This window comes from Wolbachia endosymbiont of Protocalliphora sialia (assembly GCF_053891855.1).
Genome location: NZ_JAIUJX010000002.1, coordinates 1 through 26,066, shown reverse-complemented (window position 1 = coordinate 26,066; position 26,066 = coordinate 1). Strand labels below are relative to the sequence as shown.

Below are 26,066 nucleotides of genomic sequence, written 5' to 3'. Positions count from 1 at the left end.
AAGGATAAAATTTTTACCTTTATACCACATAATTTGGGCATATGCTAGTAAAATTTATATGTAAAATTAAAAAAAATTTACAACGTAAGAGATTGTTATTTCATCACGTGCTACATTTAGTTTTTGTACAAAATACTATAAGCCTCCTTAATTTACTTAAATTTCGTAGCAGCTTATTCCCAACATATAAGAGCTTTAACTTAAAGAGGATTATACGAAAATAAGCACTCAAGCTTGAGTGCTTATTTTAACTGATTGAAAGGGATTTTTGGTGCACGCCTTTAGATATTGTGAAGTTGCTCAGTGAGCTTTCAGGATACTGATAAAGTTTGTCACACTTGCTAAGTGCCATCTTGACATCTCTTTCTAGAGAATTAAGTTTTCTTTCTTTAACCTGTCTTATCGTTAAAAGTGAATCATCCAGTGGCATTGAATATCTTTCCCCTGTGAATTTACTTATTGCTATAGCAGTTAGGAGAACTGTTCCATTACAGTCAATTTGTGAAGAACCAATAGGGCTAACAGCCAAGTGATCAACAGATTGCTGTGCAGGAGGTAAGGCAGGAGCACTGCTGAACAAGCTACTGATGGTAGTAGTTATCCCACTAAATATACTATTAATAAAAGAGGAAGGTTTTACAGCATTGCTTGCAGTGCTGCTAACTTCTTCAAAATTTTCTCTGATAAGAGTGGAGGAAGAGTTCACTGTGCTACTTGCCAAGTTTTTGGTATTACTAACTTCCAATTCTATCTTAATTGCTTTGGTAGGGGATAATTGAAGACTCGCTGCACTACTTACAAAATCTGTGCTGTCGTTAGCGTCTTTAATACCTGCTTTTATAGAAGTTAATTTTGCTTCACAGTCAGCTTCAGTAGCACTGCTCAATACAGATTCTATTTTTTGAATTTCACTACTACTACATTCATCTTTTCTAGCATTTCCAACAACATCTAATGCTGTTTTGCCGTAACGACTTTGAATACTAGCATCAGCACCTCTACAGAGTAGGAGTTTTACCATATCTAAATGACAATCGTTAGATGCTAAGTACAAAGGTGTAAAACCTTTATAATTTGTAGCATTGATGTTAGCATCACGATCAAGTAAAAACTTTGCTATTTCTAGTTTGTCATGTCTAGCAGCAATGTGCAAGGGAGTACTCAAATATCGATTACTAATAGTAGTATTAACATCAGCACCGCTGTTACATAAAAACTCTAATATCTTTAAATTACCCAAGAGAGTAGCATGATGTATAGGTTTCATATAGTATCTTTCATAATTCAAAACTTCATTTTTTATTTGTTTATACTCTATCTCTTTAATACATTCTTTAACTTTCTGAAAATCACCTCTGCTTATAGCAGAAACTAATTTTCTTCCTAAAATCTCAATTATTTTTTGTTTTTCCATCAAATACCTCCTAAAAGAGAATGCTCCCGGCTTTATATCATGCAACTTAATATGTGCAAGCAAAATTTACAGAGAAAAATTTCAATAGTTAAAAATTAGGTCTTCAGCAATCTATCACGTGCTGCGTTTAACTTTTGTGCAAAATATTCCGATCCTCCCTTGTCTGGATGGACCAGTTTCATTAAATTTTGGTATGCCTTATTGATTTCATTTTGGCTTGCCTCGGAATTCAGCCCCAGTATTTTTAATGCTTCATCTTTGGACATATTATCACCAGTGTAATTTTTGGTGTAACTTTTACTACTGTTAAATTCGTTCAAAAACTTACTTAATATAGAGTTCATCATAAAACTTATGTTATTTCTCTTTGCCAAAAAGAGAAAAAATACAACAACGCTAGGTAAAACAAACGTGATTATTGTGAATATCAAAAAAAGGAAGAAGATGAATGACATGTATATTTTTTTATCATTTTATGATTAAATAGTAACAATTATAATTGTCATGGTAAATAACATGTTTATCCAGATTGAAGAAACACCAAACCCAAACACGCTGAAATTTCTTCCTGGTTTTGAAATTCTGAGCGAAGGAGAAACAGCTGATTTTTCAAATGCAGATGAAATAAAGAACTCTAAACTAGCAGTAAATCTTTTTCAAATAGAACATGTTGTAAGAGTATTTTTTGGTCATGATTTTATTTCAGTAACAAAATCAGATAGAATGAATTGGGATATAGTAAAGGTGGAAATTTTAACTACAATTATGGATCACTTTACTTCTGGTGGAAAAGCATTTGATAAAGAAGGAGTAAGTGATAATAAAATGCTAGAGGAAGAATTCTTTAATGAAAATGATATAGAAATTGTAAATAGAATAAAAGAATTGATGGAAAGTTATATTAAACCTGCAGTTGCTCAAGATGGTGGTGATATCAAGTTCCGTGGCTATAAAGACGGAATAGTTTACGTTGAACTGCAAGGAGCTTGCTCTGGGTGCCCAAGTGCTGCAATTACCTTAAAACAAGGAGTGCAGAATATGCTAAGCTATCACATACCAGAAGTTTCAGGTATAGAGACTATGCTATGACTAATCAAACAGTTAAAGGAACGAAAGATCTTCTGTTTGATGAATGGTATAAATTTAAATACATAGAGCAAACAGCAAATAGAATCTCAAGTTTATACGGCTTTTTACCTGTTCAAACTCCGATATTTGAATACACAGAAGTCTTTACAAAGACTTTAGGTGATAGTTCAGATATCATAAATAAAGAGATGTATACTTTTATTGATAAAGGAGGAAAGAGCATAACTCTGCGTCCTGAATTCACTGCAGCTATTGTTAGGTTACTCATTGAAAAAAAACTGCAAACACCGATAAAATTATTCTCAACAGGACCTGCATTCCGCTATGAAAGACCACAAAAGGGACGACAAAGGCAATTTCATCAGATAAATTTTGAGATTTTTGGCATAGAAGATCCGAAAGCTGATATTGAATTGATATCACTTGCTCAGCATTTACTCACTGAATTTGGCATCAATGAGAATGTAAGACTGGAAATCAACTCTTTGGGTGAGAGTGAAACAACAAGTAAGTATAGAGAGGCTTTGATATCGTATTTAAAAAAGTTTCAAAATGACCTATCAGAAGATAGTCAAAATAGATTGATTAAAAACCCACTCAGAATATTAGACTCTAAGGATAAGATAGATAAAGAAATAATCTCTGACGCACCAAAAATCAGTGATTATTATACAAAAGAATCTTCATATTTCTTTGACCAGGTGTTAAATGGACTGCAAGCTCTTGGCATACCTTACACTGTAAATAGCAAATTAGTTCGAGGTCTAGACTATTATTGTCACACAGTATTTGAATTTGTCACAGAAGATTTAGGTGCACAAGGAGCAGTTTTTGCCGGTGGAAGATACGATAATCTAGTATCTTCAGTAGGTGGAAAACACACTCCAGCAATAGGATTTGCAGGGGGGATTGAGCGTATAATGGAATTAATCAACTATGCTGAAAAAAAAGAGAGGCCTATTTATATAATTCCAATCGGTGGAGAAGCTGAAGAACATGCTCTAACACTTGCAAGTGAATTACGCAGAAATGGTTTATATGTGATTTACGAATATAGTGGAACTCTAAAAACCCGAATGAAAAAAGCAAATCAAGCAAATGCAAAAGTTGTATTAATCTTTGGTGATGAAGAGCTAAGCAGTAAAACTTTAAAAATTAAAAACATGGACACGGGTGAAGAAAAAATGATTACTCGCGATAAAATCGTAGAAAATATCTAATCAGAAGCAATAGGAGTGTTAGCTATAGAAGAAAATTCCTCTGCACAAGAATTTTTCATAGCATTTAATATATCATAATCTGTAAAATCTAATTTTATCGGTGTAATAGTAATAAAACCTCCTTTTATTTTATTTATACTACCACTGCCTGAGTGCTCTCGAGACCAATTTAAGCTCAAAGAACCATTCGAATTTTCAGTAAAAGTTAAATCCCCATCAATGTTGTATTCACCTTGCTCAGCAAATTCTACTCCTTTCACTTTTTCTGTAGCAGGAAAATTTACACTCATCACTATATTTTTAGGCCAACCAACTTTCATTAGCTTGCTGATAACCTTTGGTGCAAAAACTTTTGTATTGTTCCAGTCTATTTTATCATGATAAACTTGACTTAGTGCAATAGAGGGTATAGACCTTGCAGCACCCTCCATTGCAGCACCGATTGTGCCTGAATAACAAATGTCATCTCCGACATTTGATCCAATATTTACTCCAGATAATATTAAGTCTGGTTTTTTATTCATAATCTTATTTAGTGCAATAATGACACAATCTGCGGGAGTACCAGACACACTAAACTCCCTTTCACTATGTTGACTTATTTTAATAAATTGCTTTACTGGATAGTCAAGAGATCTTGCAGATCCACTCCTGTCAGTATCTGGTGCCACTATCCATATTTCTGATGCAAAATTATGTGCAATCTTTTTAAGTAATTTTATTCCTTCACTTTCAAAACCATCATCGTTTGTTATCAATATTATCATATGTAATACTAACCTATCAAAGTATACTAATGAGGTTTGAAGTTTCTTTTCATAACCATAACAAAGAACCTGCTACAAATCAATAAGGAAAAATTAGAAGTGTTTCTAGGTTGCCATTGTTTAGTTTGCTGTGAGTTAATTGTAAATACCAATTTTAGCTTCACGCCTAACTCACAATCAAAGCTTAGGCAAGTCTCAGAGCTCTAAGCAGCAGAGAATCTTGTATGCCCTGCAAAAAATGCTTTCATCTTTTCAAGATAAGTAGATGGTTTTTCAGGGATTTCTATATTATCTATTACAGCACTTACTGCTTACTTGATATCCTCATCTGTAATTAGTTCTTTCAATTTCTGCTTTATAGGGCCCCTTCCAACTTCTTGACCATATCTATTATAGTAATCAATATACAATTTATTAAAGACAAATTGCTTTGCCTCTTCCATCAACTTACCCATACTATCTTTTACTTCAAGATCCATATCATTCTCAGAGTAGAAATTATCAAAATTATCCTTTAAAATCTTCATCTTTTTACTTTTACAATGCTTAAGAAACTCTTCCGTAATGCTCGGCATTCTTTCGTATACTTGAGCATTTACCTCGACTGTAAAGTTGTTTTTTGCTTCAAGACAACTAAGTGAATAAATAATACGATTAAACATTCCAAGATGACATGCACCACTTCCTTCTTGTAAACGCATGAGTAACATGCATTTTAGTAAGTCTACATCTAACTTCTGATTCTTAGCTGCAGCTAAAACTAAGTTTGCAGCTTGCGTTAGCGTTAATCCAGTTCTTGATTCTCTATAAGTTGCTCTATTGGAGCCATTAAAGTTAAGATAAAGGTTTAATTGCTCTTTTTGTGGAGGTGTAAGCTCATCTGAATTATTTATGTAGTCTGCAAACTCTTTATTGAGCATATTTGGTTGATTTCCGAATTTCTGCTTTAAGTCTTGAGCGCATTGGAGAATGCTGTATTCAAAACTACTCGTATGAACACTCTGACTGCCGGTGCCTACATCACTTACATTAAACAAAAAGCTCATTTGCTTTACACTTAAACCCAGAGGCAAGAAGAGCTTTATTAATGGATACTTTATTAACTCAAGAAGTCCTACTGGGATCAATAATATAGTATTAATAAGCACTAAACATATTCTAAGACCCAACGCTCTACTATTTGATAATGTTCTGCTAAGCTCTGATATCTTCGATGAACAATACAAAAATGGTAATTGGATACAATATATTGAGTATATAGAAAAAAATAAAATCTTATCTTTCAACCCTATTGTCGGGTCATTATATACTTCAGAAAAAATGTTATCATCACTATTTTCATTTTTGAAAGCCTGAACAGACGAAATCTGTAAAACCAAAAAGAAACTCTTTCTCTTTACTTTATGTTTTTTGGATATAGTTTTACGAAGAAGCGCTTCTGCAGCTATAACCGAAACAATCAATGGTGCTATAAATGCCCGTTTGAAAGCATGGTTTTGGGGGAAACGGTAAAGCCATCTGGCTTGGATTAAGACCTGCTAATAAAATTACAGGAGGAAAAATTGTTGGAACAGGAACTCGTAAAGTTATTAACCGCGCTGCGAATGCATTTCGAATGGCTGCCCATTGTGTGTTGAGAAGCAAAAGTGCAATAGGTGCATATAGTAGAAGGCTGAAAAAAAGGCTAGGAGCACCAAAAGCAATAACTGCGACAGCAAGGAAATTAGCATGTATCTTTTATCAAATGTTGAAATATGGACAAGAATATGTAGAGAAAGGAATGAACTATTATGAAACACTTTACAAAGAGAGAGTAGTCAAAAATTTGCTTAAAAAAGCAAAGGAATTTGGTTATATACTAATGAAAGAGGAGCCGATAGATGAAAAAGGTTCTTAGGAGTTTGTTAGAAGATTGATAGCTACTTGTAATCTTTTCTGTAAAAATAGAACAGAGCTTATGCAGTCCGTAGCACAAAACACAAGTGGCAAGTAAAACTGCAAGTGTTCCAAAAACAGCTAACATCTCACTTGAAGTTTTGGCAAGAAGGAATGCATAAAGCGCATCAATAAAGATCTCAAGTAAGTAGTCAAATAAAAAAATTGCTCCAATAGCAGCACCAACTAATAGAACATACCCACAAACAACCAAAAATGTTTTTAACCTCGGATTCATAAACCACTTCTTAATAACCTATTAATATACTTCTCATTATATGCTTAAATTAAAAAAATGCAAATTTTTATACAAAAAAGATCAATTGAAATTTTCGAGCTTCAGCTATATTGTTAATATATTCAGATAAAAATTAAACATTGTCGTGTCAAATAAAATAGGCTTTTTGGCTATTTTCGCCTTGGTGATCAGTAGCCAAATCGGCTCTGGAATTTTTATGCTCCCAATTAGCCTTGCACCATACGGCGCTTATAGCCTCATAAGCTGGGTTATATCAGGATTTGGTGCTATATCTCTTGCTTTAGTTTTTGCTTCACTCTGCGCAAAATTTCCAGAAACGGGTGGTCCTCATATTTATGTGAAACATGCCTTTGGCTCTACAGCAGCTTTTTTTGTTGGCTGGACATATTGGGTAAGCTCGTGGGTAAGCTCAACAGCTGTGACAATTGCAAGTATCGGTTATTTAGCCCCGCTTTTTCATAATGATATACAAGATATACGTTTGCTTTTAGAAATAACATTAATTTTAGCTATTATGCTAATAAACTTAAGGGGAGTAACTACTGCTGGGCATGTTGAGCTTCTTCTGACCATTGTTAAAATTATCGCACTTCTTGCAATACCCATAGCAGGATTATTTTTCTTTGATAGAAATAATTTTGTTGTAAGTGAGGAAGTATCAAACTTTACGATGTCTCAAGTCCTTGCGCGCTCTACACTCCTTACTCTATGGTGTTTTATTGGACTTGAATCAGCAACGGCACCTGCAGGATCTGTCAATAATCCCTCTAAAACAATACCAAGGGCTATAGTGCTTGGAACAGTCTGTGTTGCTGTGATATATTTCATCAATAGTCTTTCAATTATGGGATTGATAAGTGGTAATGAACTAGCTAGTTCAAAAGCACCATATGTTGATGCGATAAAAATTATGCTTCCAGGTAATTGGCATTTAATTGTTTCTGTTGTTGCCTTTATCGTTTCTGTAAGTAATTTAAATGCTTGGTTTTTAGCTGATGGACAGGTCACCTTAGGCCTTGCAGAAGATAAGTTAATGCCGCAATTTTTTGCCAAAAAAAATAAGCACGATGCTCCTTTTTGGGGAATAATACTCAGTACTTTGGGGGTGCTAGTTTTACTTATTCTAACATCAAACAAAAGTTTTGCTGAGCAAGTGACTTCAATAATTGATATCTCTGTAGTGTCATTTTTATTTATCTACTTAGCATGTAGTCTTGCTTTTCTCAAAGTTAATATAGAAGAGAAAAGCTACTGCAAATTTTTAATTGGAGGTTTGGCTATATCTTTTTGCTGTTGGATAATATACGAGACTTCTATAAAAACATTGTTAATATCAAGTCTATTCCCTTTGAGCGGAACACTTATTTATCTACTTTGGTATCATAAACTAAAAACTTAACTTAAATTTTTTATTTGCTAAAATTCTTAAGCTATACTACTGGCTTACATTAATAGAATTAAGAGGTATTGTGTCAAATAAAATAGGTTTTTGGGCTGTTTTTGCTTTAGTCATTAGTAGTCAGATCGGCTCTGGGGTTTTTATGCTTCCAATTAGCCTTGCTCCATATGGCGCTTATAGCCTTATAAGTTGGATGATATCAGGAGCTGGTGCTGTGTCTCTTGCGCTAGTTTTTGCTACGCTATGTGCAAAGTTTCCAGAAACAGGAGGTCCTCACGTTTATGTGAAACATACTTTTGGTCCTGCTGCAGCGTTCTTTGTTGGTTGGACATATTGGGTAATCTCATGGGTTAGTACAACAGCTTTAATAGTTGTGGGTGTTGGCTATCTTACACCATTTTTCCATGAAGATATCAAAAGTATGCGTTTATTTTTAGAGCTGTTGTTATTTACAATCATTACATTAATAAATTTAAGGGGAATAGCTACTGCAGGGCACGTTGAGTTTCTGCTCACGGTTGTGAAGGTTGCTGTATTGCTTGCAATACCTGTAGCAGCGTTGTTTTTTTTCGATAGAAATAATTTTATCATAAGTGAAGAAATATTAAGTCTTACAACATCGCAAATTCTTGCCCGCTCTACACTCCTTACTTTATGGTGTTTTATTGGACTTGAATTGGCAACAGCACCTGCAGGTTCAGTTGATAATCCAGCTAAAACTATACCAAAAGCTGTGGTGCTTGGCACAGTTTGTGTTGCTGTTATATATTTTATCAACAATTTTGCAATTATGGGATTGATCAATGGCAACAATTTAGCAAGTTCAAGAGCACCATATGTTGATGCGATAAAAATTATGTTTTCTGGTAATTGGCATTTAATTGTTTCTATAGTTGCATTCATTTTTTGTGTTGGCAGTCTAAACGCTTGGGTTTTATCTAGTGGACAAGTTGCTTTTGGTCTTGCAGAAGATAGACTAATGCCAAAATTCTTTGCTAAAAGGAACAAGCATGGCTCTCCTTTTTGGGGAATAACAGTTAGTTCAATTGGAACTGCAGTTTTACTAATTCTCACTTCAAACAACAATTTTGCCCAGCAGATTACGTCGATTATTGACTTTTCTGTAATTTCATTTTTGTTCGTTTATCTTACATGCTGTTTTGCCTTTCTAAAGGTTATTATAAAGGAGAGGAGTTGTTATAAGTTTTTAATTGGTAGCATAGCAACAACCTTTTGTTGTTGGGTGATATTAGAAACCCCTGTAAGTACTCTGCTGATTCCGAGCCTGTTTACTGCAAGTGGCATACCCATTTATTTATTGTGGTACTGCAAGACTTCTGTGCAACAAATTCAGTAGTGAGAGATGCACTTTAAATGGTTAATATTTATGGGCCAAGGTTTTTTTTCTCTTTATCTACTTGTTCAATATTACCATTCTCAAGTTTGCTACCTACTTCTTCTGTTCGTTTATTATCTATGTAGATCTCATTTTTTGCTTTATTAGAAAGACCTATTTGCGATTGAAGTTTTTTATACTCTTCTTTTTCAGGCGTGAAAATTTTCACTAAAAATCTTCCTATTATTGGTATTGAACTTAAAAAATCCTTTAGTCTGAAAGGTTCTTGCTTTTTATTTGATAGATACTGATCTGTCTTAGGAATTTTTACACCATACTTTTTATCATCAAAATTTATCGCTGGCTTGCTTTTTTTCGAAAGAACATCTTGAATCTCTAATCTATTGACTTTTTCAGGCTTTTGAAATGCAGATACTGCAGATTTGACCTTAGTGTCATCATGTTTTTTACTCATTTCATTCTACCATGCAATATTACTAGTATCTTATAATTATAACTAAATTATGGTTAATTGCAAGGTAAAAATATTAAAGTAATTGTAAATTTTATCAGTAAAAATATAATATAGCTTTAAAATCAAAGGTTTATTTATATGGGATGTAAGATTGCAGTTATTGGAGCAACAGGAAGAGTAGGGCGTGAGGTATTAAGCGCGCTTGCCGAGTTTCAAGACGAAGGAAAAATTTCAATAGATTCTGTTGTTGCTTTTGCATCAAAAAAATCAGAGGGAAAAAAGGTAAGTTTCGGCGATGAAGAATTAACTGTCTTAGACCTTGAGAACTACGATTTTGTTGGAATTAATATAGCAATTTTCTGTGCTGGGTCTCATGTTTCCGAGAGATACGTACCGATTGCAACTGAAGCTGGATGTATTGTCGTAGATAATACCTCTCATTTTAGGATGAAAGAAGGCGTGCCACTAGTTATTCCAGAGATCAACAAAGATAAAATTACGGAGTATAAAAACCATAACATAATATCTAATCCAAATTGTACTACAATACAAATGTTGCTGGCATTACATTTATTACACCAAAAAGCAAAAATAAAGAGAATCGTTGCTTCAACTTATCAATCAACTTCTGGTGTAGGTAAAGCAGCAATGGATGAGCTTTACAATCAGACAAAAAAAATCTTTATGAATGAAGCTAAAAAACCTGAAATATTTCCTAAGCAAATAGCATTTAATTGCATTCCTCATATAGGAGAGTTCATGGAAGATGGTTCTACAAAAGAGGAGTGGAAAATGCAAGAGGAGGCAAAAAAAATTTTAGAAGAGGATATAAAAGTAACTGCAACTTGTGTCCGAGTACCTGTTCTTGTTGGTCATGCTATAGCAGTAAATGTAGAATTTGATCAGCATATAACTGAAGAAGAAGCTCGTGAAATGCTCAGTGAAGACGATGGAGTTTTAGTGCAAGATAAGCGCGAAGATGGTGGATATATGACTCAGGTTGATGTTGTGCAAGAGGATGCCGTATACATATCGCGTATTAGACAAGACGATACCGTTAAACACGGATTAAATATGTGGATAGTAGCTGATAATCTACGCAAAGGTGCAGCACTAAATATAGTGCAGATCTTGGAGATCTTGATCAAAGAGCATTTATAGCTCAATAACTTAAATCTATATTGACATGTCCCATTTTACGCTTGTCCCTAACCTCTTTTTTCCCATATATGGTTAAACTAGCTTTTTCGTTGCTCAAATATTTGTGAGAATTATATATATCATTACCTATTATATTTTTTGTCATGCAAGGAAAGCGTAATACTACTTCCTGCATAGATAGACCGCATATTATCCTAACTAGCTGCTCGAATTGACTAACGTTGCATGCATCCAAGCTCCAGTGGCAAGAATTGTGGGGTCTTGGGGCCAGTTCATTAACTAGTAATTCATGATTTTGAGTGATGAAAAATTCAATAGCTAGAATTCCTACTACATCAAGTGCAGTTGCTATTTTCTCTGCAGTTTTTTGTACCTCTTGGGCTAATTTATTATCTATTTTAGCTGGTGCTATTGAAGTATTAAGTATTCCGTCAACGTGGTGATTCTCTGCTATAGGAAAAAAAGCTACTTTACCGTTTTTATCTCTTGCAACGACTATTGAAACCTCTTTCAGTAAATCAACACTTGCTTCAAGAATGTACTCTTTATTCCAATCGAAGGAAGCAAATTGCTTCAGTTCAGAATCATTTTCAATCACATATTGTCCTTTTCCATCATAACCCATTTCTGTTGTTTTTAGCCTCACTGGATAGCTAAAAGTTTCACTACTTTCTAGTAGCTGATTATAATTTTGTATACTTTTGTAATCAGCAGTTTTTATGCTTAAATCTCTAATAAAATCTTTCTCTCTCAGCCTATTTTGCGAAATGTGTAACGCCTTTTTACCTGGATAAAAATCTGTATGCTGTGACACAATATCAATTGCACTACATGGAATATTTTCAGACTCAATAGTGACTAAATCCACACTCTGTGCAAAAGATTCAAGTGCCCTCTTATCACAGAAGTCTGCTATTGTTAAATCATCAGCAACAGAACAAGCTGGATCGTTTTTAGTACTGGCAAAAATATGCGTTTTGTGCCCAAGTTTTATTGCAGCGATAGCAGTCATTTTACCTAATTGCCCACTTCCTATTATTCCTATCACTTTTTTATCCAGTGGATCTGTTTTGTTCATCATGTAGATTAATATTTCCTAGTTAGAGTACGATAATATGCTTGGAAAATCTATGAAAAAAGTGTATAATTGAAGTGTGTTAAACTTTTATCATGAACACTTTACGATGACCATGAAATACACACTTATTACTAATTCTGTTGAAGTTACAGTTTTGCCAATTTACATTGAAGAGCAATCCATTCCTTATGAAAATTGTTACGTATGGATGTATAATGTTAAGATAAAAAACAAAAGCTCATCAACCATTCAATTATTAAGTCGCTATTGGCAAATAATAGATCATAAGGGCAAAATAAATGAAATTGCCGGAGTTGGTGTTATTGGAGAACAACCTGTAATAAAATCTGGAGAGGTATTCAAATATACAAGTGGAACATACTTAAATACACCATCAGGAATAATGCAGGGTAAATATGAATTTCTGAACGAAGAGAGCATAAAAACCTTTGATGTTATGATACCACCCTTTTCCTTAGACAGTCCATACGTTAACACTAGACCTCATTGATTATCAAGATAGTGTATTTGTTCAAGTGCATCTGAAACCAATTCTTCTTGTTTTGTCATTTGAGCTTCCATAATGTCATCCGAGTAGCTGATACTGAGATCCAACTAAGTTGATAAACACGAAAGCACTGACCATTTGCTTCTATAGTTGTCTTTTTTCGTCTATCTTATTTTGTTACTCTGCTGAACAGATGCAAAATAGTTTATTTTTGATTCTTATCATCAAGTGTGAATAAGATTATTGTAGAGGTTAAACCTATAATAACTATCATTAACGAAAATGGGGCAGCTTCTCTGTAACGCTCATCGCTGACAAGTTCATATACTCTAGTTGATATAGTTTCAAAATTAAATGGTCTGATAATTAGTGTTGCCGTGAGTTCTTTTACCGTATCCATAAACACGAGCAGAAATCCCGATAGTATGCTTTTCTTGATAAGGGGAATATGAATATTCAGGCACGTGGAAATAGGCCCATGACCCATAGTATATGCAGTCCATTCAATTTCATTTGGTGTTTTTTTGAGTCCCGACTCTATCGCCTTGAAAGATATAGCAAAAAAACGAAATAAATATGAGTAAACTAATGCGCCAATAGTTCCTACCAAGCTAATTTCTACAATATATTGAGTAATGAAAGAAGATATTCTGCTTAAAAACATTATTATGCTAATTGCAATAATTGCATTTGGAATTGCATATCCAAGAGAAATGAGACGTGCTATATTGCTTATTACCTTATTTTTACGTGCTGTATATCCAATAATTATTGCAATGCTGATCGAGATTAGCGCGGTAATAAATGATAAACTAATACTGTTTGTTATTATATTATAAAATCTTGCTTCGTATATGAAAAAGCCTTTCTCTATGCTCCAATATATAAGTGGAATCATTGGTAAAATAAAGCCTATTAATATCGGCAATAAACACATAAGATAAGAAAAGATCAACGATATAGAACCGTTTATACTACGTTTATTGTGATAATCTGCATTAGTATTGATTGAAGAGTAAGATATTTCTCTTTTTTGTAGTTTTTTCTCGATAACTATTAGTGTTGCAACGAAAATCAGTTCTGCAACTGCCAAAACAGTAGTTGAATATTTGTCATGCAATAAAAACCAAGTACGGTATATTCCTGTCGTGAAAGTATCGATAGCAAGAAACTGTGGTGTGCCGAAATCTGTAATTACTTCCATTAGTACCAAGGATAACCCAGCTATAATTGATGGACGTATGGAGGGTATGATGACAGAAAACAGACTCTGTAATGAGGAGAACCCAAGTGTTGATGCAATAGTGACTGAGTTACTAACGCTCTTTAGACTTGAGCGGACCAACATATAAACGTATGGATATAGACTAAATCCCATTACTAGTATTCCACCACCTAGGGATTTGATCTCGGGAAACCAATAGTTACCTTTGCTCAATTGAAAAGTATCTCTTAACAAGCTCTGAATTGGACCTGAAAACTCTAACGTGTTTACATAAACAAACGATACTATATATCCAGGAATTGATATCGGAAAGAATAAGGCAATCTCAAAAATTCTACTTCCGGGAAACGAAAAAAATGTAGTAAGCCAAGCTGGAATTACTCCAAATATAAAGGATATTAACCCCACTCCTACCATCAAAATCAACGTATTGAGTATATATTCAGGAAAAAGTCTACTAATTACCCATCCAGAGTTTGCTGATTCTGTAAATAGAATCGATATTAACGATAGTATAGGGCAGACAAATAATACACTTACTAAAAACAAGAATATATTTTTAAATACTCTCAGAAACATTAACTTGAATCTATATTTGATATTGAAATGTTATATGCAAAAACTAAAGATATCCAGTAATTAACAGCCGTCCTATTGAATATCTTCATAATTTTATATATTATGTTTTAAATCGATAAACTAATTAATTATGAGTTTTGTCATTGCAACTTTCTATCATTTTGTAAAACTCTCTAATTATTATGACATGAAAGACGAAATAAAAGTTGCATGCGACAACGTTGAATTAAAAGGCACTATACTCCTTGCAGAAGAGGGTATTAATGCAACTGTATCTGGAGAAAGAAACGCAATTGATAAAATACTTGATTTTCTACGTTCTGATGACAGGCTAAAAGGTCTTACTTGGAAAGAGAGCTCGGCAGAATATCAACCATTTAGTAAGATGAAAGTGAGATTAAAAAGAGAAATTGTGAATCTTGGTGTAAGTAATCTCGGTACTTCCGTTAGAGGCCAGTACGTTGATCCAGAACATTGGGATGATTTTATCTCTCAACCTGATGTTTTAGTAATAGACACACGAAACGAGTACGAAGTAAAACTAGGCAAGTTTAAAAATGCAATTAACCCACATACTCAACGTTTTCGCGATTTTCCTCAGTGGGCAGAGTCATTTTCTGAGAGTAAAGACCTGAAAGTAGCTATGTACTGTACTGGTGGAATCAGATGTGAGAAATCTACAGCATATATGAAAAGCCTTGGATTTAAAGATGTTTACCATCTTAAAGGCGGTATTCTTTCCTATCTTGAAAAAACTGGTAATAAAAGTGGTAATTGGGAAGGCGAGTGTTTTGTTTTTGATGATAGAATTGCTGTTGATCACTCACTCGCCCCAAGTGATAAAATAAAATGCATATTCTGCTCAAGTAAAGTTTCAACTGATGAGCTGAAATCAGTTCCACGTGGCCAGGTAGTTTGCTCTGATTGTAAACCTTTAAGTATTGAAAGAAATTCAGAATACAACACGAACCTTTAACAATTTATTTCTCTTTGCATATTTGTAACCTTAATTTTATCAAGGCATTTACCTACAACATAACCCGCTCCAGCTCCAAGTAACGCACCAACTATAGCAAATGCAATCAACACTACACCAGAAACACCGATAAGAGTTAAAGTTTCTTGCCCTAAATAACATGCTGCAACTAGACCAGCAACTAAACCAATTGCTGCACCTATACACCTAAGTTTCATATTATTACTAATATTTCTACCTTTCCTATATTGTATACTATGATCAGTATCATCACCTTGAAAAGCAAATTCTTTGATATCGTCTCTTGTTTTTAAACAATCGATAAGCTCACCTATTGTTTTGCTACGCAAATTATGTAAATTTATAACGCCATTTTTTATAGATTGTTCAAATGTCATTTTATTTTTCCATACTATTAGAATATGTTTTTACTACACTGATTATCTTAATAATTGGTAAATTCCCATACAATAATAAGTAGATAATCTTACTACTATAGGTGGGACTAAAGCGCTATAAGAACCTGTTTAAAATCTTCGTAATTAGGAGAGAAACGAAGGAGAGAACAATCATCTGTAGGCTAGTATTAAGTTTACGCTCACAATTTTTCCACAATCGTCTACATTTTTCTAACCAAGCGAAAGAGCGTTCGACAACCCATCTCTTTGGAAGCACAACAAAAGAATATAACTCATTGCGCTTTATAACCTCAACAGTTGCACCGATAATATCTTTTATTTGAGTTGCAAATTTTTCTCCGGTGTAACCTGCATCAACAAGTACATTTTTGACCTCAGAGAGATTTTCTTGCGCACTTTCAACCATTTTCATAGCACTGCTGCGATCAGTTGTGTCTGCTGTTGTTACATAAATTGCATGTGGTAAACCCTGGGTATCAACTGCAATATGGCGTTTTATGCCTGAAATCTTTTTACCAGCATCATAGCCTTTACTTTCAGCGGTATCTGTATTTTTAACACTTTGGGCATCAATTATACAGAAACTGGTTTTCTCTTTTCGACCATTGTTGCTCTCCAACTAATTTTTTTTAACTAGTAAACTTGATTCCTCTCCATTCTTTTTATTCCAAGCTTGAAAATAGTAATATATACCTTGGAAAGTTCTTTGGTCTACTGGCAGTCACTTTTTAGGACGTATAGCACTCCATAAAACACATGATATAAGTCAAGTTTTCTTGGTTTTGTTCTCTTTCTACTATTTTCTAAAATTGCTCTGATTTTTTCAAATTGCTTTCGACTTATATCACTTGTTTTGCATAGATATACCTCTTTCTTAAATCTATGCCTATTTTACCTCATCTCTCCAAGATTCTTAACAGGTTCTTAGGCAAAGCTACTATCCAATAACTTGACGCTTTTAAATTGCTGCAAGATTCTACAATCAATTTGCAGGGTATTTTAAAATAAAGCCATTGTACATTCTTTTCATAAATTCTACTGCTTCTTTAGTAAACCTGAAATCTAAACCCTGTTTCGTTATTATCACAGATTCTTCATTTAATAATCGACACATTGTATCTATGCTGCAGTTTGTAACCCCTATATTACCCAAAATTATAGCTTTTATGAATCATCAATTACTCAATTTTCTCTTCCTTTTCTGTTTCAATTATTTGCCATTTCATTAAAAAATTTGTTGAGGTAATTTGATAAGCAAGTTATTTTATTCATCATTAGTTCTCTCACTAAAATATATCCGAGAGAATTTTATATCTTCTTATCCTATCTTCTTCATACCTTTATTTCCTTAACTTGATGCCTATCCTTTTTTAAACGTTCCCGAATAGATCCCTACTTTTCCATTTTCAATCTAACACACATCTCAGTAATTATAATATCCAATTTTTGATCGTGTTTTTCCACAGGTAAATTTTTACAATATTGCTTCTCATAGGCTACACCTATAAATATTTTTCCAAGTGGCCGTAATTTTTTTATCATTTCATCATACCAACCACCGCCAAAACCTAACCTATTAAAATGATCATCAAAAGCAATAACAGGAGTAATGATTGTATCGGGTATTATATCTTCATCTGCTTTATTCCATTCCTCAAATTTTAATAACTTATTTTTATTAGGAATTGCTATTTTATAATCTAAATCAAGCAAACGATGCATCAAAGGCACAACATTAATTTCTCCGTCTGTTGGAATGTACGCTGCTATTGTTTTACCTTTAACGCAACTTAAGTTTTGACTAAAAAGATTAATAAGAGAATTTGCTGCATAATTAGAATAACTTTCATCAATATCTTTTCTTATGGTTCTATATTGCTTCCTTAGTTCCTCTTTGTGCTGTTTAGTGTCTTTGAACATGTTCTATCCATTTTGCAGTGAGCTTTTCTTGTAAACTATTTTGCTTCAAGCGCTCACTTAAAAAATCAAAGTCAACAAGCTCCATATCCTGGTCTTGATTACTGCAACTATAAACAAAACTTATTTCTCCTGTTTCCTTATTTATGTGTTGCTGAATACATTGAGCGCAGATTTCTTTCATCATGCACTGCATAGGAGAGTTAACAGATGATATTGCTACGTGATTTGGTTTTAGGTATGGTTTTAAAATTGTTTTTCTAGCTTCATTTATAGCTTTCATCATTTTATCAGAACCAATAGTGATGATTTTATCTATAGTGTTTAAACTAATAGTAATTTTACCTAACTTTCCTTGCTGATATGAGATTATTGCATCAACTATATTACCATGAAAGGATTTATCCTGTTCTCTGCTTGTTTCTATCAATCTTTCTTCACATGCCCAAACTGTCACGTTTGATGCACGTTCTATCAGTGCTCGTTTAAATACATCACTTAATTTCTTATAGCCAGCGAAATATAAAACCTTATGATTGTTTTCAAGACAAGCTTTGCCTATCGAAAATAACACTGCATTTCCAACTCCACCGCCAATGAGCATTATATTCTTCATAAACTTTTTATGGAGTAGAAAACCTCTCTAACTTCAATTAAACTGATAACTAACAGCTGCATTTTTACGCATATTATCCAATAACAGGTTGCTTTGTATCATAATCTTTTGTTGATACATTTCCTGTTTGATTGCTTCTATATCCATTGCATTATTTTTGATATCACATAACATCATCAACTTTGCAGTGCTATTTTCTCTTAATTCTACTATTTCATTCATATTTGTTTTACTAAATAAAATCTGTAAATCAGGATTTAAATTTCGCATTTTTATTTCAAACTCTTTTACGCTTGGCAACTTGAAATCATCTGCTAACTTTTCAAAATTTAAACAACTGACCTTTTGCTCCTTAAAATTAGAGAGTAAACTTTCTGAACCTTCAACTACAACCTGTTTCAGTTTTAAAGTACTTTTCAGCAGTGTATGATCGAGCTGTACCTTATCTATGACTTTTATAACAGAGTAACCTTCGCTTAAACTAACCGGACCTGCTACATCACTGATTTCTAATCTTTCCAAAACGTCCTTGAGAGTACCTTTTAGCTGACTTAAATTAACTGTTGCTTTGCGCATCTTTATTGAAGATTCTGGATTATTACTGGTACGTAATTTTTTTACTAAGTCTTCAGCTATCTTCTGATCGGGAATTATGAACTCCTGAAACGTAATAAGGTAATCTGACTTCTCTTTTTGCTTTCTTGCATCATCCACTTCTTGATCGCTGATATTAATAAGCGGTACAACTCCTACTTCAATAATCTTGTTCCACAGTAGCTGACACTTTACTTGTTTTTTTAGGGTATTGAGATCTATATTATGCTTTTTTACGTATTGATCAACTTCATCAGCCTTAAGTTTTAAACTTTGAGTTAAGAATAACGTGACAGCATTATTTAACTCCTCGTTACTCAATTCTATATTCATCTTCTGTGCTTCGCTGACAATGATAATTTCGTCTATTAACTGTCTTAGAATTTGAGATTTTACCTCTTTTTGATTAATCTTCTGAGTGCCAAGCAATGAATTTATGAAGTTTATACGTCTTTCGATATCTAAATTTGAAATTGGCTCACCATTTACATCTGCAACAATTTCAATCTCAGTTGCAAGTAACCTAAGCGGCAGCATTATTAATATCAAAATTAGTATTTTATGCATATAAAATTATTTAGCTAATAACTAATTCTATAATAAATACTGAATAAACGCTAGCTAACTTTTTAATAATTAAAAAAGAGGGTGAAATTACTGTAATGAATACCTAAACAATAATATACGGAAGGAGAGGGATTCGAACCCTCGATACGACTTTTCAATCGTATAACGGTTTAGCAAACCGCCGCCTTCAGCCACTCGGCCACCCTTCCAAATTATTACTATAATATCAAGACCTTTACTGCCTGTCTAATGCTTTTAATTGCAATATTTGTATCTGTTCAGATGCATGCAAATATTGAAACCTGTCTTGTCATCAGAGTAGCTGACACTTAGATCCAACTAAGTTACTTTACAACGTTTTTTGTGCGAAAGGACTGGATCCCAGTGTCAAGCACTGGGATGACACCATTTGTTGTAAACTCACTTTTACTCTATGGTTATACTACCTTACCGCTATCCTGAACGGATACCAATATTTACCCATTAAAAACAACAACATTTTTCCGAATAACTGTAATTTAAGGCTAAATCAACGCAAACTAATTTCTACTTTTTTCAATGATTTCTTTTGCTTTTTCCACATTAGCCCATTCTCCAACTGTCACCGTTTTTCCCTTTTCTAAATCTTTATAATGAGAAAAGAAATGAGCTATTTTATCTAGTAAGTTTTTAGATAAATCAGAATAGTTTTTTATATTCTCATAATAGCTGTCAACACTGGAGATAGGTACAGCTAATATTTTTTCATCCTCTCCTTTCTCGTCTTTGGTAAGTAATGCACCTACTGGACGCACCGATATCAAAACTCCAGGCGCTAAAGGAAATTGAGTTAGCACCAAAACATCCGCAGGGTCACCATCACCTGCGCAGGTATTTGGTATAAACCCATAATTGCAAGGATAAGTCATTGAGGTAGACAAAAATCTGTCAACTTGTAACAACCCAAGCTCTTTATTAAATTCATACTTTACAGGCTCAGCATTTGCACTTATTTCAATTACTACACTTATTGCATCTGGTTTTGTTGTTATTTTGCTTAAATCCATGGATTACCTCATTATTCAAGAGAAGATATTATATAGCATACACTTTAAAAGTGCTACATTTATCATTTATAAGTAGAGATTCATGAACGCCTGGACTGTATAGGACCATTTGTAAGATCATTAATAATTGCACCATCGACTGTTGAAAGTGGTGGTTCCTGTGGTGGTTTCAATAATTGAGATAAGGCATATACTATTACGATAGTAAGCATTGCAGCAATTACTAGATTAGCAAAATTATCCTGTGGTAGGACACCTTTTATTGGATTAAATAATTTTTGCTCCATAAGGAAATAATCAGCAACATATAACCCAACAGACAATACAAACATACCTAAAATAAGTTTACAGAATGTATTTTTGTGATTTTGCTTGCTGAGGATGAAATTTGGCCTACATTCATTCTCTTCTTGCGGTGCTGAATAATGTGTGTTGTTTATTATCCTCTCTTCAAACTTATTGCTATTTTGCTCCTTTAACAGCTGTTTCAAAATTGGTCCAACTCTTTTCAAGAATAAAAAACCTTGATCATTATAACGTGCAGACGCCGATATATTGAATGTTCTGTTTAGAGTACCTATCTTTCCACAATCCAGGGTATATTTAATGGCTCTATTTTGATCTTTCAAATTAATACTTTGCAGTAATACAGCTAAATTCACTATATATGTGAGAACAACCATGTTATCTATTATTGGTAAATTTTCCTTTTTTATAGACTCTTTGTGATATTCAGAAAGTTTATGATAGTTACCAAGTATAGAAAATAACAATACTACACCACTGTCTACTTTTATGTCTTGATGAATAGAATAATATAAGTCAATAATGCATTTATTTAATGCAAATTCTCTGTCATATTCGTTTAATGCATTTTCTTCACTTAGTAACTTTCTAACACTAATTAGTACCTTGCTTTCAAAATCTTCTACTGTTTTAAATATTGATTCTCTCTTTGGATTTGCCAAAGCGTTAAGTAAATCTAATTTTCTTCCATCTACTATTTCGTGTATGTCTTTACCTAACTCAGACTCCTTAATAACTTTATATATTTCATCTATGATATCTTGAGTGCTCGGATTATTACTTCCGCTTAAAATTTTATAAGCTTGAGTATAAATTAAGAACAACCCTTGTAGACTAAATTTTAAGTTAAAATATTTATCTAATGGCTCTTGTTCTTTTTTATTAATGAATTCGGATAGACCTATATGATTTCTGTAATCCATGCAATGATGTAAGTTAGCATGTTGAAAATTGCCTAAAAAAATAAACAAGGCCTCTAATAAATTGCCTTTACCAACAATTTTTATTAGCTCCTCAATTTCTTTAACCATCCTTCTAGTCCACAATATAATAATTATCTTTATAGTATAAAGAATATAGGATAAAACAGCAATAAATTTTATTGTATGTTTACATTCTGCATTAAAAAATTAAACCACCAAGTTAGGAGCATATCCACCCTCCACCGATAACTTGTTCGCCCTTATATGCTACACAGGCTTGACCTGGACTGATGCCAAAGTAATCGTCGTTTAAAATTACACAGGCTTTGTTCTTTTCGTCAGTTGAATATATTGTCGCTGAGCTTCCTGCATGTGATGACCTGAGCTTCACAGTTACTTCCATGCCTTCTTTTGGTTGTTCTAACCAATTTAACTCTTTGACCAATATCTTTTTTTGCATTAGAGCATTGATCGGGCCTACTACAACTTCATTATTTTCTGTATTAATTCTTACTACATAAAGAGGCTCACTGTGTGCAATGCAGAGGCCTCTTCTCTGCCCCACTGTAAAATTTACTATGCCGCTGTGCTCACCTAGCACTTTTCCATGAATATCTACTATTTTACCTTTCTGTACAGATTGTGGAGCTAATTTAGCTATTGTTTTACTATAGCTTTCGGAAACAAAGCATATATCTTGACTATCCGGCTTTTCAGAGATTTGTAAGCTAAAATATTTTGCTAATTTTCTTATATCACTTTTATAGAACCCACCTAGTGGAAATCGCAAAAGCTTTAACTGCTCCTCAGTTGTAGCAAACAAAAAATAACTTTGATCTTTACTTTTATCAATACTTCTGCACAACTTCACCTCACCATTTTCTTCTAATCTTCTTACGTAATGTCCTGTTACGAGCACATCCGCACCAAGATTTTTTGTGACTTGCAATAGATCACGGAATTTTACTGTTTGGTTACATCTTACACATGGTATGGGGGTTTCCCCACGCATGTAAGTATTCGCAAAATCTTCTATTACTTCCTTTTTAAAGGTTTCTTCGTAATTTAAAATATAATGAGGAAAGCCAACACTTTCAGCTACGCGTTTGGCGTCATAAATATCTTGTCCAGCGCAGCATGCACCTTTTCTTGCATTAGCATTGCCATCAGTGCCATATAGCTGAAGAGTCACACCTATCACTTCGTACCCAAGGTTATACAGCAGTGCTGCAGCAACGGAGCTATCAACTCCCCCGGACATTGCAACAATAGCCTTAGTTTGATGCGGAGCTTTATCTTTTAATAAAGGTTCAATTTCAAATTCTTTTAGCATATAATTTATAAACACAAACCTGGTGTCAAGCACTGGAATCCAGTTTCTATTACACAATTTCATCGAAACAGCGTACTTATTTGTAGTCAAGTTCCAGTGTCAAGCGCTGGGATGACACCCCTTCCTGCTGGAAGTTGCCTTTAAATTACTTGATGCGTGACACTGGGATCTCATTTATATTACATAATTCCATAAAAACAATTCGATCTTCAAAAACAATTTAATCTTGCTTGAATAAAACATGGCCAAAATAGTCCATGTTTTCAAGTACTTTTCCGCTACCCAGGGCAACACAACAAAGTGGATCATCTGCAACACGAACTGGTAATTTTGTTGTTTCACTAATAACTTTACTCAAGTTGCGCAATAACCCACCTCCACCAGATAAAATTATTCCTCTATCAACTATATCAGAAGAAAGTTCAGGTGGAGTACTCTCCAGTGCAGTTCTAATAGCAGAAATTATCTGATGTACAGGCTCTATTAGGCTCTCTGCAACTTGATATTCTGATAAAAGCATTTCTTTTGGCATACCACTCACTAAATCCCTGCCTTTAATTATCATTCCCTCTTTGTTGTTTTCAACTGGCAGACTGGCTGAACCGACGTTTTTCTTAATTTTTTCAGCAGTTGTTTCGCCAATCAATAACTTATGATTTTCACGAATGTATGACTTTATTGCCTCATCCATAATATCACCACCTACTCTGGCAGAACGTGAATAAACAATTCCACCTAAAGAAATAATTGCAACTTCAGTTGTACCACCTCCTATGTCAACAATCATAGAACCTTCAGGTTCGGTAACTGGAAGTCCAGCCCCAATTGCTGCAGCCATTGGTTCTTCAATTAAGAATACTTCATTTGCACCAGCACTTTCTGCTGCATCTTGTATAGCACGCCTTTCAACTGGGGTAGATCCAGATGGAACACATATGATAATACTAGGCTTATTAACAGTGAATCTTGTGTTTGCGCTGCGTATGAAATATTTTAACATTTCTTCCGCGCTTTTAAAATCAGCAATAACTCCGTCTTTCAAGGGTCTTATCGCTTCTATTTCTCCGGGTGTTTTTCCGAGCATCATCTTAGCTTTTTTGCCAAAAGCATAAGGAACGTAACTTCCTTTTTCTTTTACTCTTGCTACAACTGAGGGTTCATCAAGCACTATCCCCTGACTTTTCTGATAAACTAAAGTATTTGCAGTACCAAGATCTATAGCAATATCGCTAGCAAATAAACCTTTGAAAGTAAAAAAATTTCTGATTAAATTCTGAACAAAACTCATACACAACTCAAGAAAACCATTTATTGAGACAAATTATACTTTTCAGATAAGTAACTAGTGTAGCACTCAATATCTAAATCCCTACCTGTTACCTTTTTTAGCTGTTCCAAAAAGCCATAATTTGCACTATATACATTTTTAGAGAACCAATCGATAAGTAAACTGAAATCTCCTTTTACTATAGAATCTAAAAATTCGTAATGATTTTTCTTAATGAAAGAAAAAAACTGCACAGCAGCGATTAACGCTATGACTTTAATAGGAAAGTAGCCTATAACACCACTTATCCAATACTCATCTTGAAAATAAGTGTCTAGCTCATTTTTAGCTTTTACTGAAATCTTGTAATGCTTCATACCTTCCAGCCATTTATCGTGTAGATCTTTAACTTCTAACGTACCATTTATTAGATCTTGTTCTAATTTAGTTCTTAGCATAATGTGAGCCAATAAACTAAATTCATCTGCATTCTTCAAAAAAGATGAAAGATTTACTTTATTGAAAATCAAATACAAATTTTCAACGCTACTATTAATTTTGCCTTTTGTAGAAAGTTTCTCCTTTATGTGTGGTTGAATGAACTCAATAAATTCTCTGGATGTTCCAATGATCCTTTCCATGAATAATCCTTGAGTTTCATACATAATATGTTTAGTAATTGAGCTCTTTATAGAATTTTGCGCTAAACATTTTTGATGAATTGCATGACCAGTATGCCGTAAAAGTAAAAATAAACCATAACAAAGGTCAGATTCATCATAATCGATAGGATCGTAATAAGAAATGGAAATCTCATTTGGTGTAACACTCATTTGCTGTAAGAATAAGGAACTAAGTTCAATCTGTCTCTGAACCGTAACTTTTTGTATATTAGTAACCTTATCCTTCTTCTGCTTTTGAATTACTTTCTCTACATTTTCACTAAAAAATTTGCCTAATTTAGGAAATATTTCCTTTATATTCTTTTCTGTGATGTTAGAGTCATAATCAGCAAGCAGTGAGTCATATTTTGAGCACTTTAATTGCTGCGATTTTATAGAAGCTACTTCACGAGCGAGTTTGATTAGATCAGCAAAGCGTTCTTTCAGCTTTTCTAAATTACTGATTTCAGAATTAGCTATCTTCCGTAAGTTTTGGCATTCAATCTTAGCTTTGAGCAAAGATTTTACTAAATCAACAGGAATAGCACTATTGCTTTTATGTATTTTCTCTATTAACTTTAGCTGCTGAGTGTTCGCACTCTTCTTGTTGCTAAGAGCATTTGCTAATGATTCTTTTATTGCATTATGAGAGATAATTTCATGTTTGATTTCCCCTAGAAGACACATTTGTTCAACTTTGTCCTCTACATTCAATTGGCTTTTACTTACTAGTTCTAGTATGTTTTCGATATTCCTTACCTTATCTAATACTTCCTCTAAAAACTTATAAGATTCCATTTTTATCATTGCTTTGAAACATCTGCTTAATATCGTAATAGATTAATAATAAAGTTAAAAGTATATTTGCTTAAAGTACAATAAAAAATTGTATTTTATTCTTTTATTGTACCTCATTGCTAAGAACTGAGCATCTTATCAGAAAGTTAATTGAAAGCCTGAACAGACGAAATCTGTAAAACCAAAAAGAAACTCTT

General features: G+C 33.6%; 23 protein-coding genes, 1 tRNA gene and 3 pseudogenes. 8 read left to right on the top strand and 19 right to left on the bottom strand.

Annotated elements, in window-relative coordinates; all coding sequences use genetic code 11:
• Positions 1-247: 247 nt before the first annotated feature.
• On the bottom strand, positions 248-1,414 hold the full coding sequence (locus LB100_RS01085) for an ankyrin repeat domain-containing protein (protein WP_456201064.1): 1,167 nt from the start codon (positions 1,412-1,414) through the stop codon (positions 248-250).
• 95 nt (positions 1,415-1,509) lie between these two features.
• A complete protein-coding gene (locus LB100_RS01080; protein ID WP_236607909.1) occupies positions 1,510-1,761 on the bottom strand; it encodes a DnaJ domain-containing protein in 252 nt (83 codons plus the stop codon).
• 169 nt (positions 1,762-1,930) lie between these two features.
• Between LB100_RS01080 and LB100_RS01075 the strand changes: the two genes are divergently transcribed.
• Together LB100_RS01075 and hisS are read left to right on the top strand one after the other, a co-directional pair.
• Positions 1,931-2,503 (top strand): NifU family protein, encoded by a 573-nt coding sequence (locus LB100_RS01075; RefSeq protein WP_006015115.1) that lies wholly within the window; start codon positions 1,931-1,933, stop codon positions 2,501-2,503.
• Positions 2,500-3,723: a histidine--tRNA ligase gene (gene hisS / locus LB100_RS01070; RefSeq protein WP_264336367.1), complete on the top strand. Its 1,224-nt coding sequence runs from the start codon at positions 2,500-2,502 to the stop codon at positions 3,721-3,723. Before LB100_RS01075 ends, hisS begins: the two co-directional genes overlap by 4 nt.
• Here hisS and surE read toward each other — a convergent pair.
• On the bottom strand, positions 3,720-4,490 hold the full coding sequence (surE, locus tag LB100_RS01065; RefSeq protein ID WP_264719703.1) for a 5'/3'-nucleotidase SurE: 771 nt from the start codon (positions 4,488-4,490) through the stop codon (positions 3,720-3,722). The two genes, hisS and surE, sit on opposite strands and share 4 nt — an antisense overlap.
• Before the next feature lie 311 nt (positions 4,491-4,801).
• On the bottom strand, positions 4,802-5,953 hold the full coding sequence (locus LB100_RS01060; RefSeq protein WP_456201062.1) for a hypothetical protein: 1,152 nt from the start codon (positions 5,951-5,953) through the stop codon (positions 4,802-4,804).
• 56 nt (positions 5,954-6,009) lie between these two features.
• Between LB100_RS01060 and LB100_RS01055 the strand changes: the two are divergent.
• From LB100_RS01055 to LB100_RS01045, 3 genes and pseudogenes are all read left to right on the top strand, one after another.
• Positions 6,010-6,387 (top strand): annotated as a pseudogene (locus LB100_RS01055) (IS110 family transposase); the annotation flags it as partial.
• A gap of 421 nt (positions 6,388-6,808) precedes the next feature.
• Positions 6,809-8,083 (top strand): APC family permease, encoded by a 1,275-nt coding sequence (locus LB100_RS01050; RefSeq protein WP_264336370.1) that lies wholly within the window; start codon positions 6,809-6,811, stop codon positions 8,081-8,083.
• A 70-nt stretch (positions 8,084-8,153) separates the two neighbouring features.
• Positions 8,154-9,440, top strand: coding sequence for an APC family permease (locus LB100_RS01045; RefSeq protein ID WP_456201061.1), 1,287 nt, complete (start codon positions 8,154-8,156; stop codon positions 9,438-9,440).
• A 28-nt stretch (positions 9,441-9,468) separates the two neighbouring features.
• Here LB100_RS01045 and LB100_RS01040 read toward each other — a convergent pair whose 3' ends face one another.
• Positions 9,469-9,894: a hypothetical protein gene (locus LB100_RS01040; protein WP_264336372.1), complete on the bottom strand. Its 426-nt coding sequence runs from the start codon at positions 9,892-9,894 to the stop codon at positions 9,469-9,471.
• Between the two features lie 138 nt (positions 9,895-10,032).
• Here LB100_RS01040 and LB100_RS01035 point away from each other — a divergent pair, with 138 nt between their 5' ends.
• On the top strand, positions 10,033-11,055 hold the full coding sequence (locus LB100_RS01035; protein WP_143689894.1) for an aspartate-semialdehyde dehydrogenase: 1,023 nt from the start codon (positions 10,033-10,035) through the stop codon (positions 11,053-11,055).
• A 1-nt stretch (position 11,056) separates the two neighbouring features.
• Here LB100_RS01035 and LB100_RS01030 read toward each other — a convergent pair whose 3' ends face one another.
• A complete protein-coding gene (locus LB100_RS01030) occupies positions 11,057-12,133 on the bottom strand; it encodes a 5-(carboxyamino)imidazole ribonucleotide synthase (RefSeq protein ID WP_017532205.1) in 1,077 nt (358 codons plus the stop codon).
• Positions 12,134-12,239: 106 nt separating this feature from the next.
• On the opposite strand from LB100_RS01030, the gene apaG reads away from it, so the two are divergent.
• Positions 12,240-12,644, top strand: coding sequence for a Co2+/Mg2+ efflux protein ApaG (apaG, locus tag LB100_RS01025; RefSeq protein WP_039950787.1), 405 nt, complete (start codon positions 12,240-12,242; stop codon positions 12,642-12,644).
• A gap of 202 nt (positions 12,645-12,846) precedes the next feature.
• Here the strand turns inward: apaG and LB100_RS01020 are convergent, their stop codons facing one another.
• Positions 12,847-14,445, bottom strand: coding sequence for an ABC transporter permease (locus LB100_RS01020; RefSeq protein WP_264330844.1), 1,599 nt, complete (start codon positions 14,443-14,445; stop codon positions 12,847-12,849).
• 130 nt (positions 14,446-14,575) lie between these two features.
• On the opposite strand from LB100_RS01020, the gene trhO reads away from it, so the two are divergent.
• Positions 14,576-15,421 (top strand): oxygen-dependent tRNA uridine(34) hydroxylase TrhO, encoded by an 846-nt coding sequence (gene trhO, locus LB100_RS01015; protein WP_456201059.1) that lies wholly within the window; start codon positions 14,576-14,578, stop codon positions 15,419-15,421.
• Here the strand turns inward: trhO and LB100_RS01010 are convergent.
• From LB100_RS01010 to LB100_RS00955, 12 genes and pseudogenes are all read right to left on the bottom strand, one after another.
• The gene (locus LB100_RS01010) at positions 15,418-15,819 is read right to left on the bottom strand and encodes a hypothetical protein (RefSeq protein ID WP_456201057.1); all 402 of its coding nucleotides are present in this window, start codon (positions 15,817-15,819) and stop codon (positions 15,418-15,420) included. The two genes, trhO and LB100_RS01010, sit on opposite strands and share 4 nt — an antisense overlap.
• A 115-nt stretch (positions 15,820-15,934) precedes the next feature.
• Positions 15,935-16,683, bottom strand: a pseudogene (locus LB100_RS01005) (IS5 family transposase).
• An 87-nt stretch (positions 16,684-16,770) separates the two neighbouring features.
• A pseudogene (locus LB100_RS01000) lies at positions 16,771-17,112 on the bottom strand (IS4 family transposase); the annotation flags it as partial.
• A 120-nt stretch (positions 17,113-17,232) separates the two neighbouring features.
• Positions 17,233-17,760 (bottom strand): 5-formyltetrahydrofolate cyclo-ligase, encoded by a 528-nt coding sequence (locus tag LB100_RS00995; RefSeq protein WP_264336377.1) that lies wholly within the window; start codon positions 17,758-17,760, stop codon positions 17,233-17,235.
• Positions 17,744-18,373 carry a ferredoxin reductase domain-containing protein gene (locus LB100_RS00990; protein WP_017532354.1) on the bottom strand — a complete coding sequence of 210 codons (630 nt, stop codon included), beginning with the start codon at positions 18,371-18,373 and terminating at the stop codon, positions 17,744-17,746. Before LB100_RS00990 ends, LB100_RS00995 begins: the two co-directional genes overlap by 17 nt.
• A gap of 33 nt (positions 18,374-18,406) precedes the next feature.
• Positions 18,407-19,534, bottom strand: coding sequence for a SurA N-terminal domain-containing protein (locus LB100_RS00985; protein ID WP_143689898.1), 1,128 nt, complete (start codon positions 19,532-19,534; stop codon positions 18,407-18,409).
• A 118-nt stretch (positions 19,535-19,652) separates the two neighbouring features.
• Positions 19,653-19,743 (bottom strand) — tRNA-Ser (locus LB100_RS00980).
• A 330-nt stretch (positions 19,744-20,073) separates the two neighbouring features.
• Positions 20,074-20,580, bottom strand: a complete 507-nt coding sequence (ppa, locus tag LB100_RS00975; protein ID WP_264336379.1) for an inorganic diphosphatase — start codon at positions 20,578-20,580, stop codon at positions 20,074-20,076.
• A gap of 80 nt (positions 20,581-20,660) precedes the next feature.
• On the bottom strand, positions 20,661-21,917 hold the full coding sequence (locus LB100_RS00970; protein WP_456201055.1) for a WD1261 family protein: 1,257 nt from the start codon (positions 21,915-21,917) through the stop codon (positions 20,661-20,663).
• Between the two features lie 112 nt (positions 21,918-22,029).
• On the bottom strand, positions 22,030-23,142 hold the full coding sequence (mnmA, locus tag LB100_RS00965) for a tRNA 2-thiouridine(34) synthase MnmA (RefSeq protein WP_456201053.1): 1,113 nt from the start codon (positions 23,140-23,142) through the stop codon (positions 22,030-22,032).
• 220 nt (positions 23,143-23,362) lie between these two features.
• Entirely contained in the window at positions 23,363-24,430 is a 1,068-nt protein-coding gene (locus tag LB100_RS00960; RefSeq protein ID WP_007302210.1) for a rod shape-determining protein, read from the bottom strand.
• A gap of 20 nt (positions 24,431-24,450) precedes the next feature.
• Positions 24,451-25,869 carry a carboxypeptidase gene (locus LB100_RS00955; protein WP_456201051.1) on the bottom strand — a complete coding sequence of 473 codons (1,419 nt, stop codon included), beginning with the start codon at positions 25,867-25,869 and terminating at the stop codon, positions 24,451-24,453.
• Positions 25,870-26,066 lie beyond the last annotated feature (197 nt).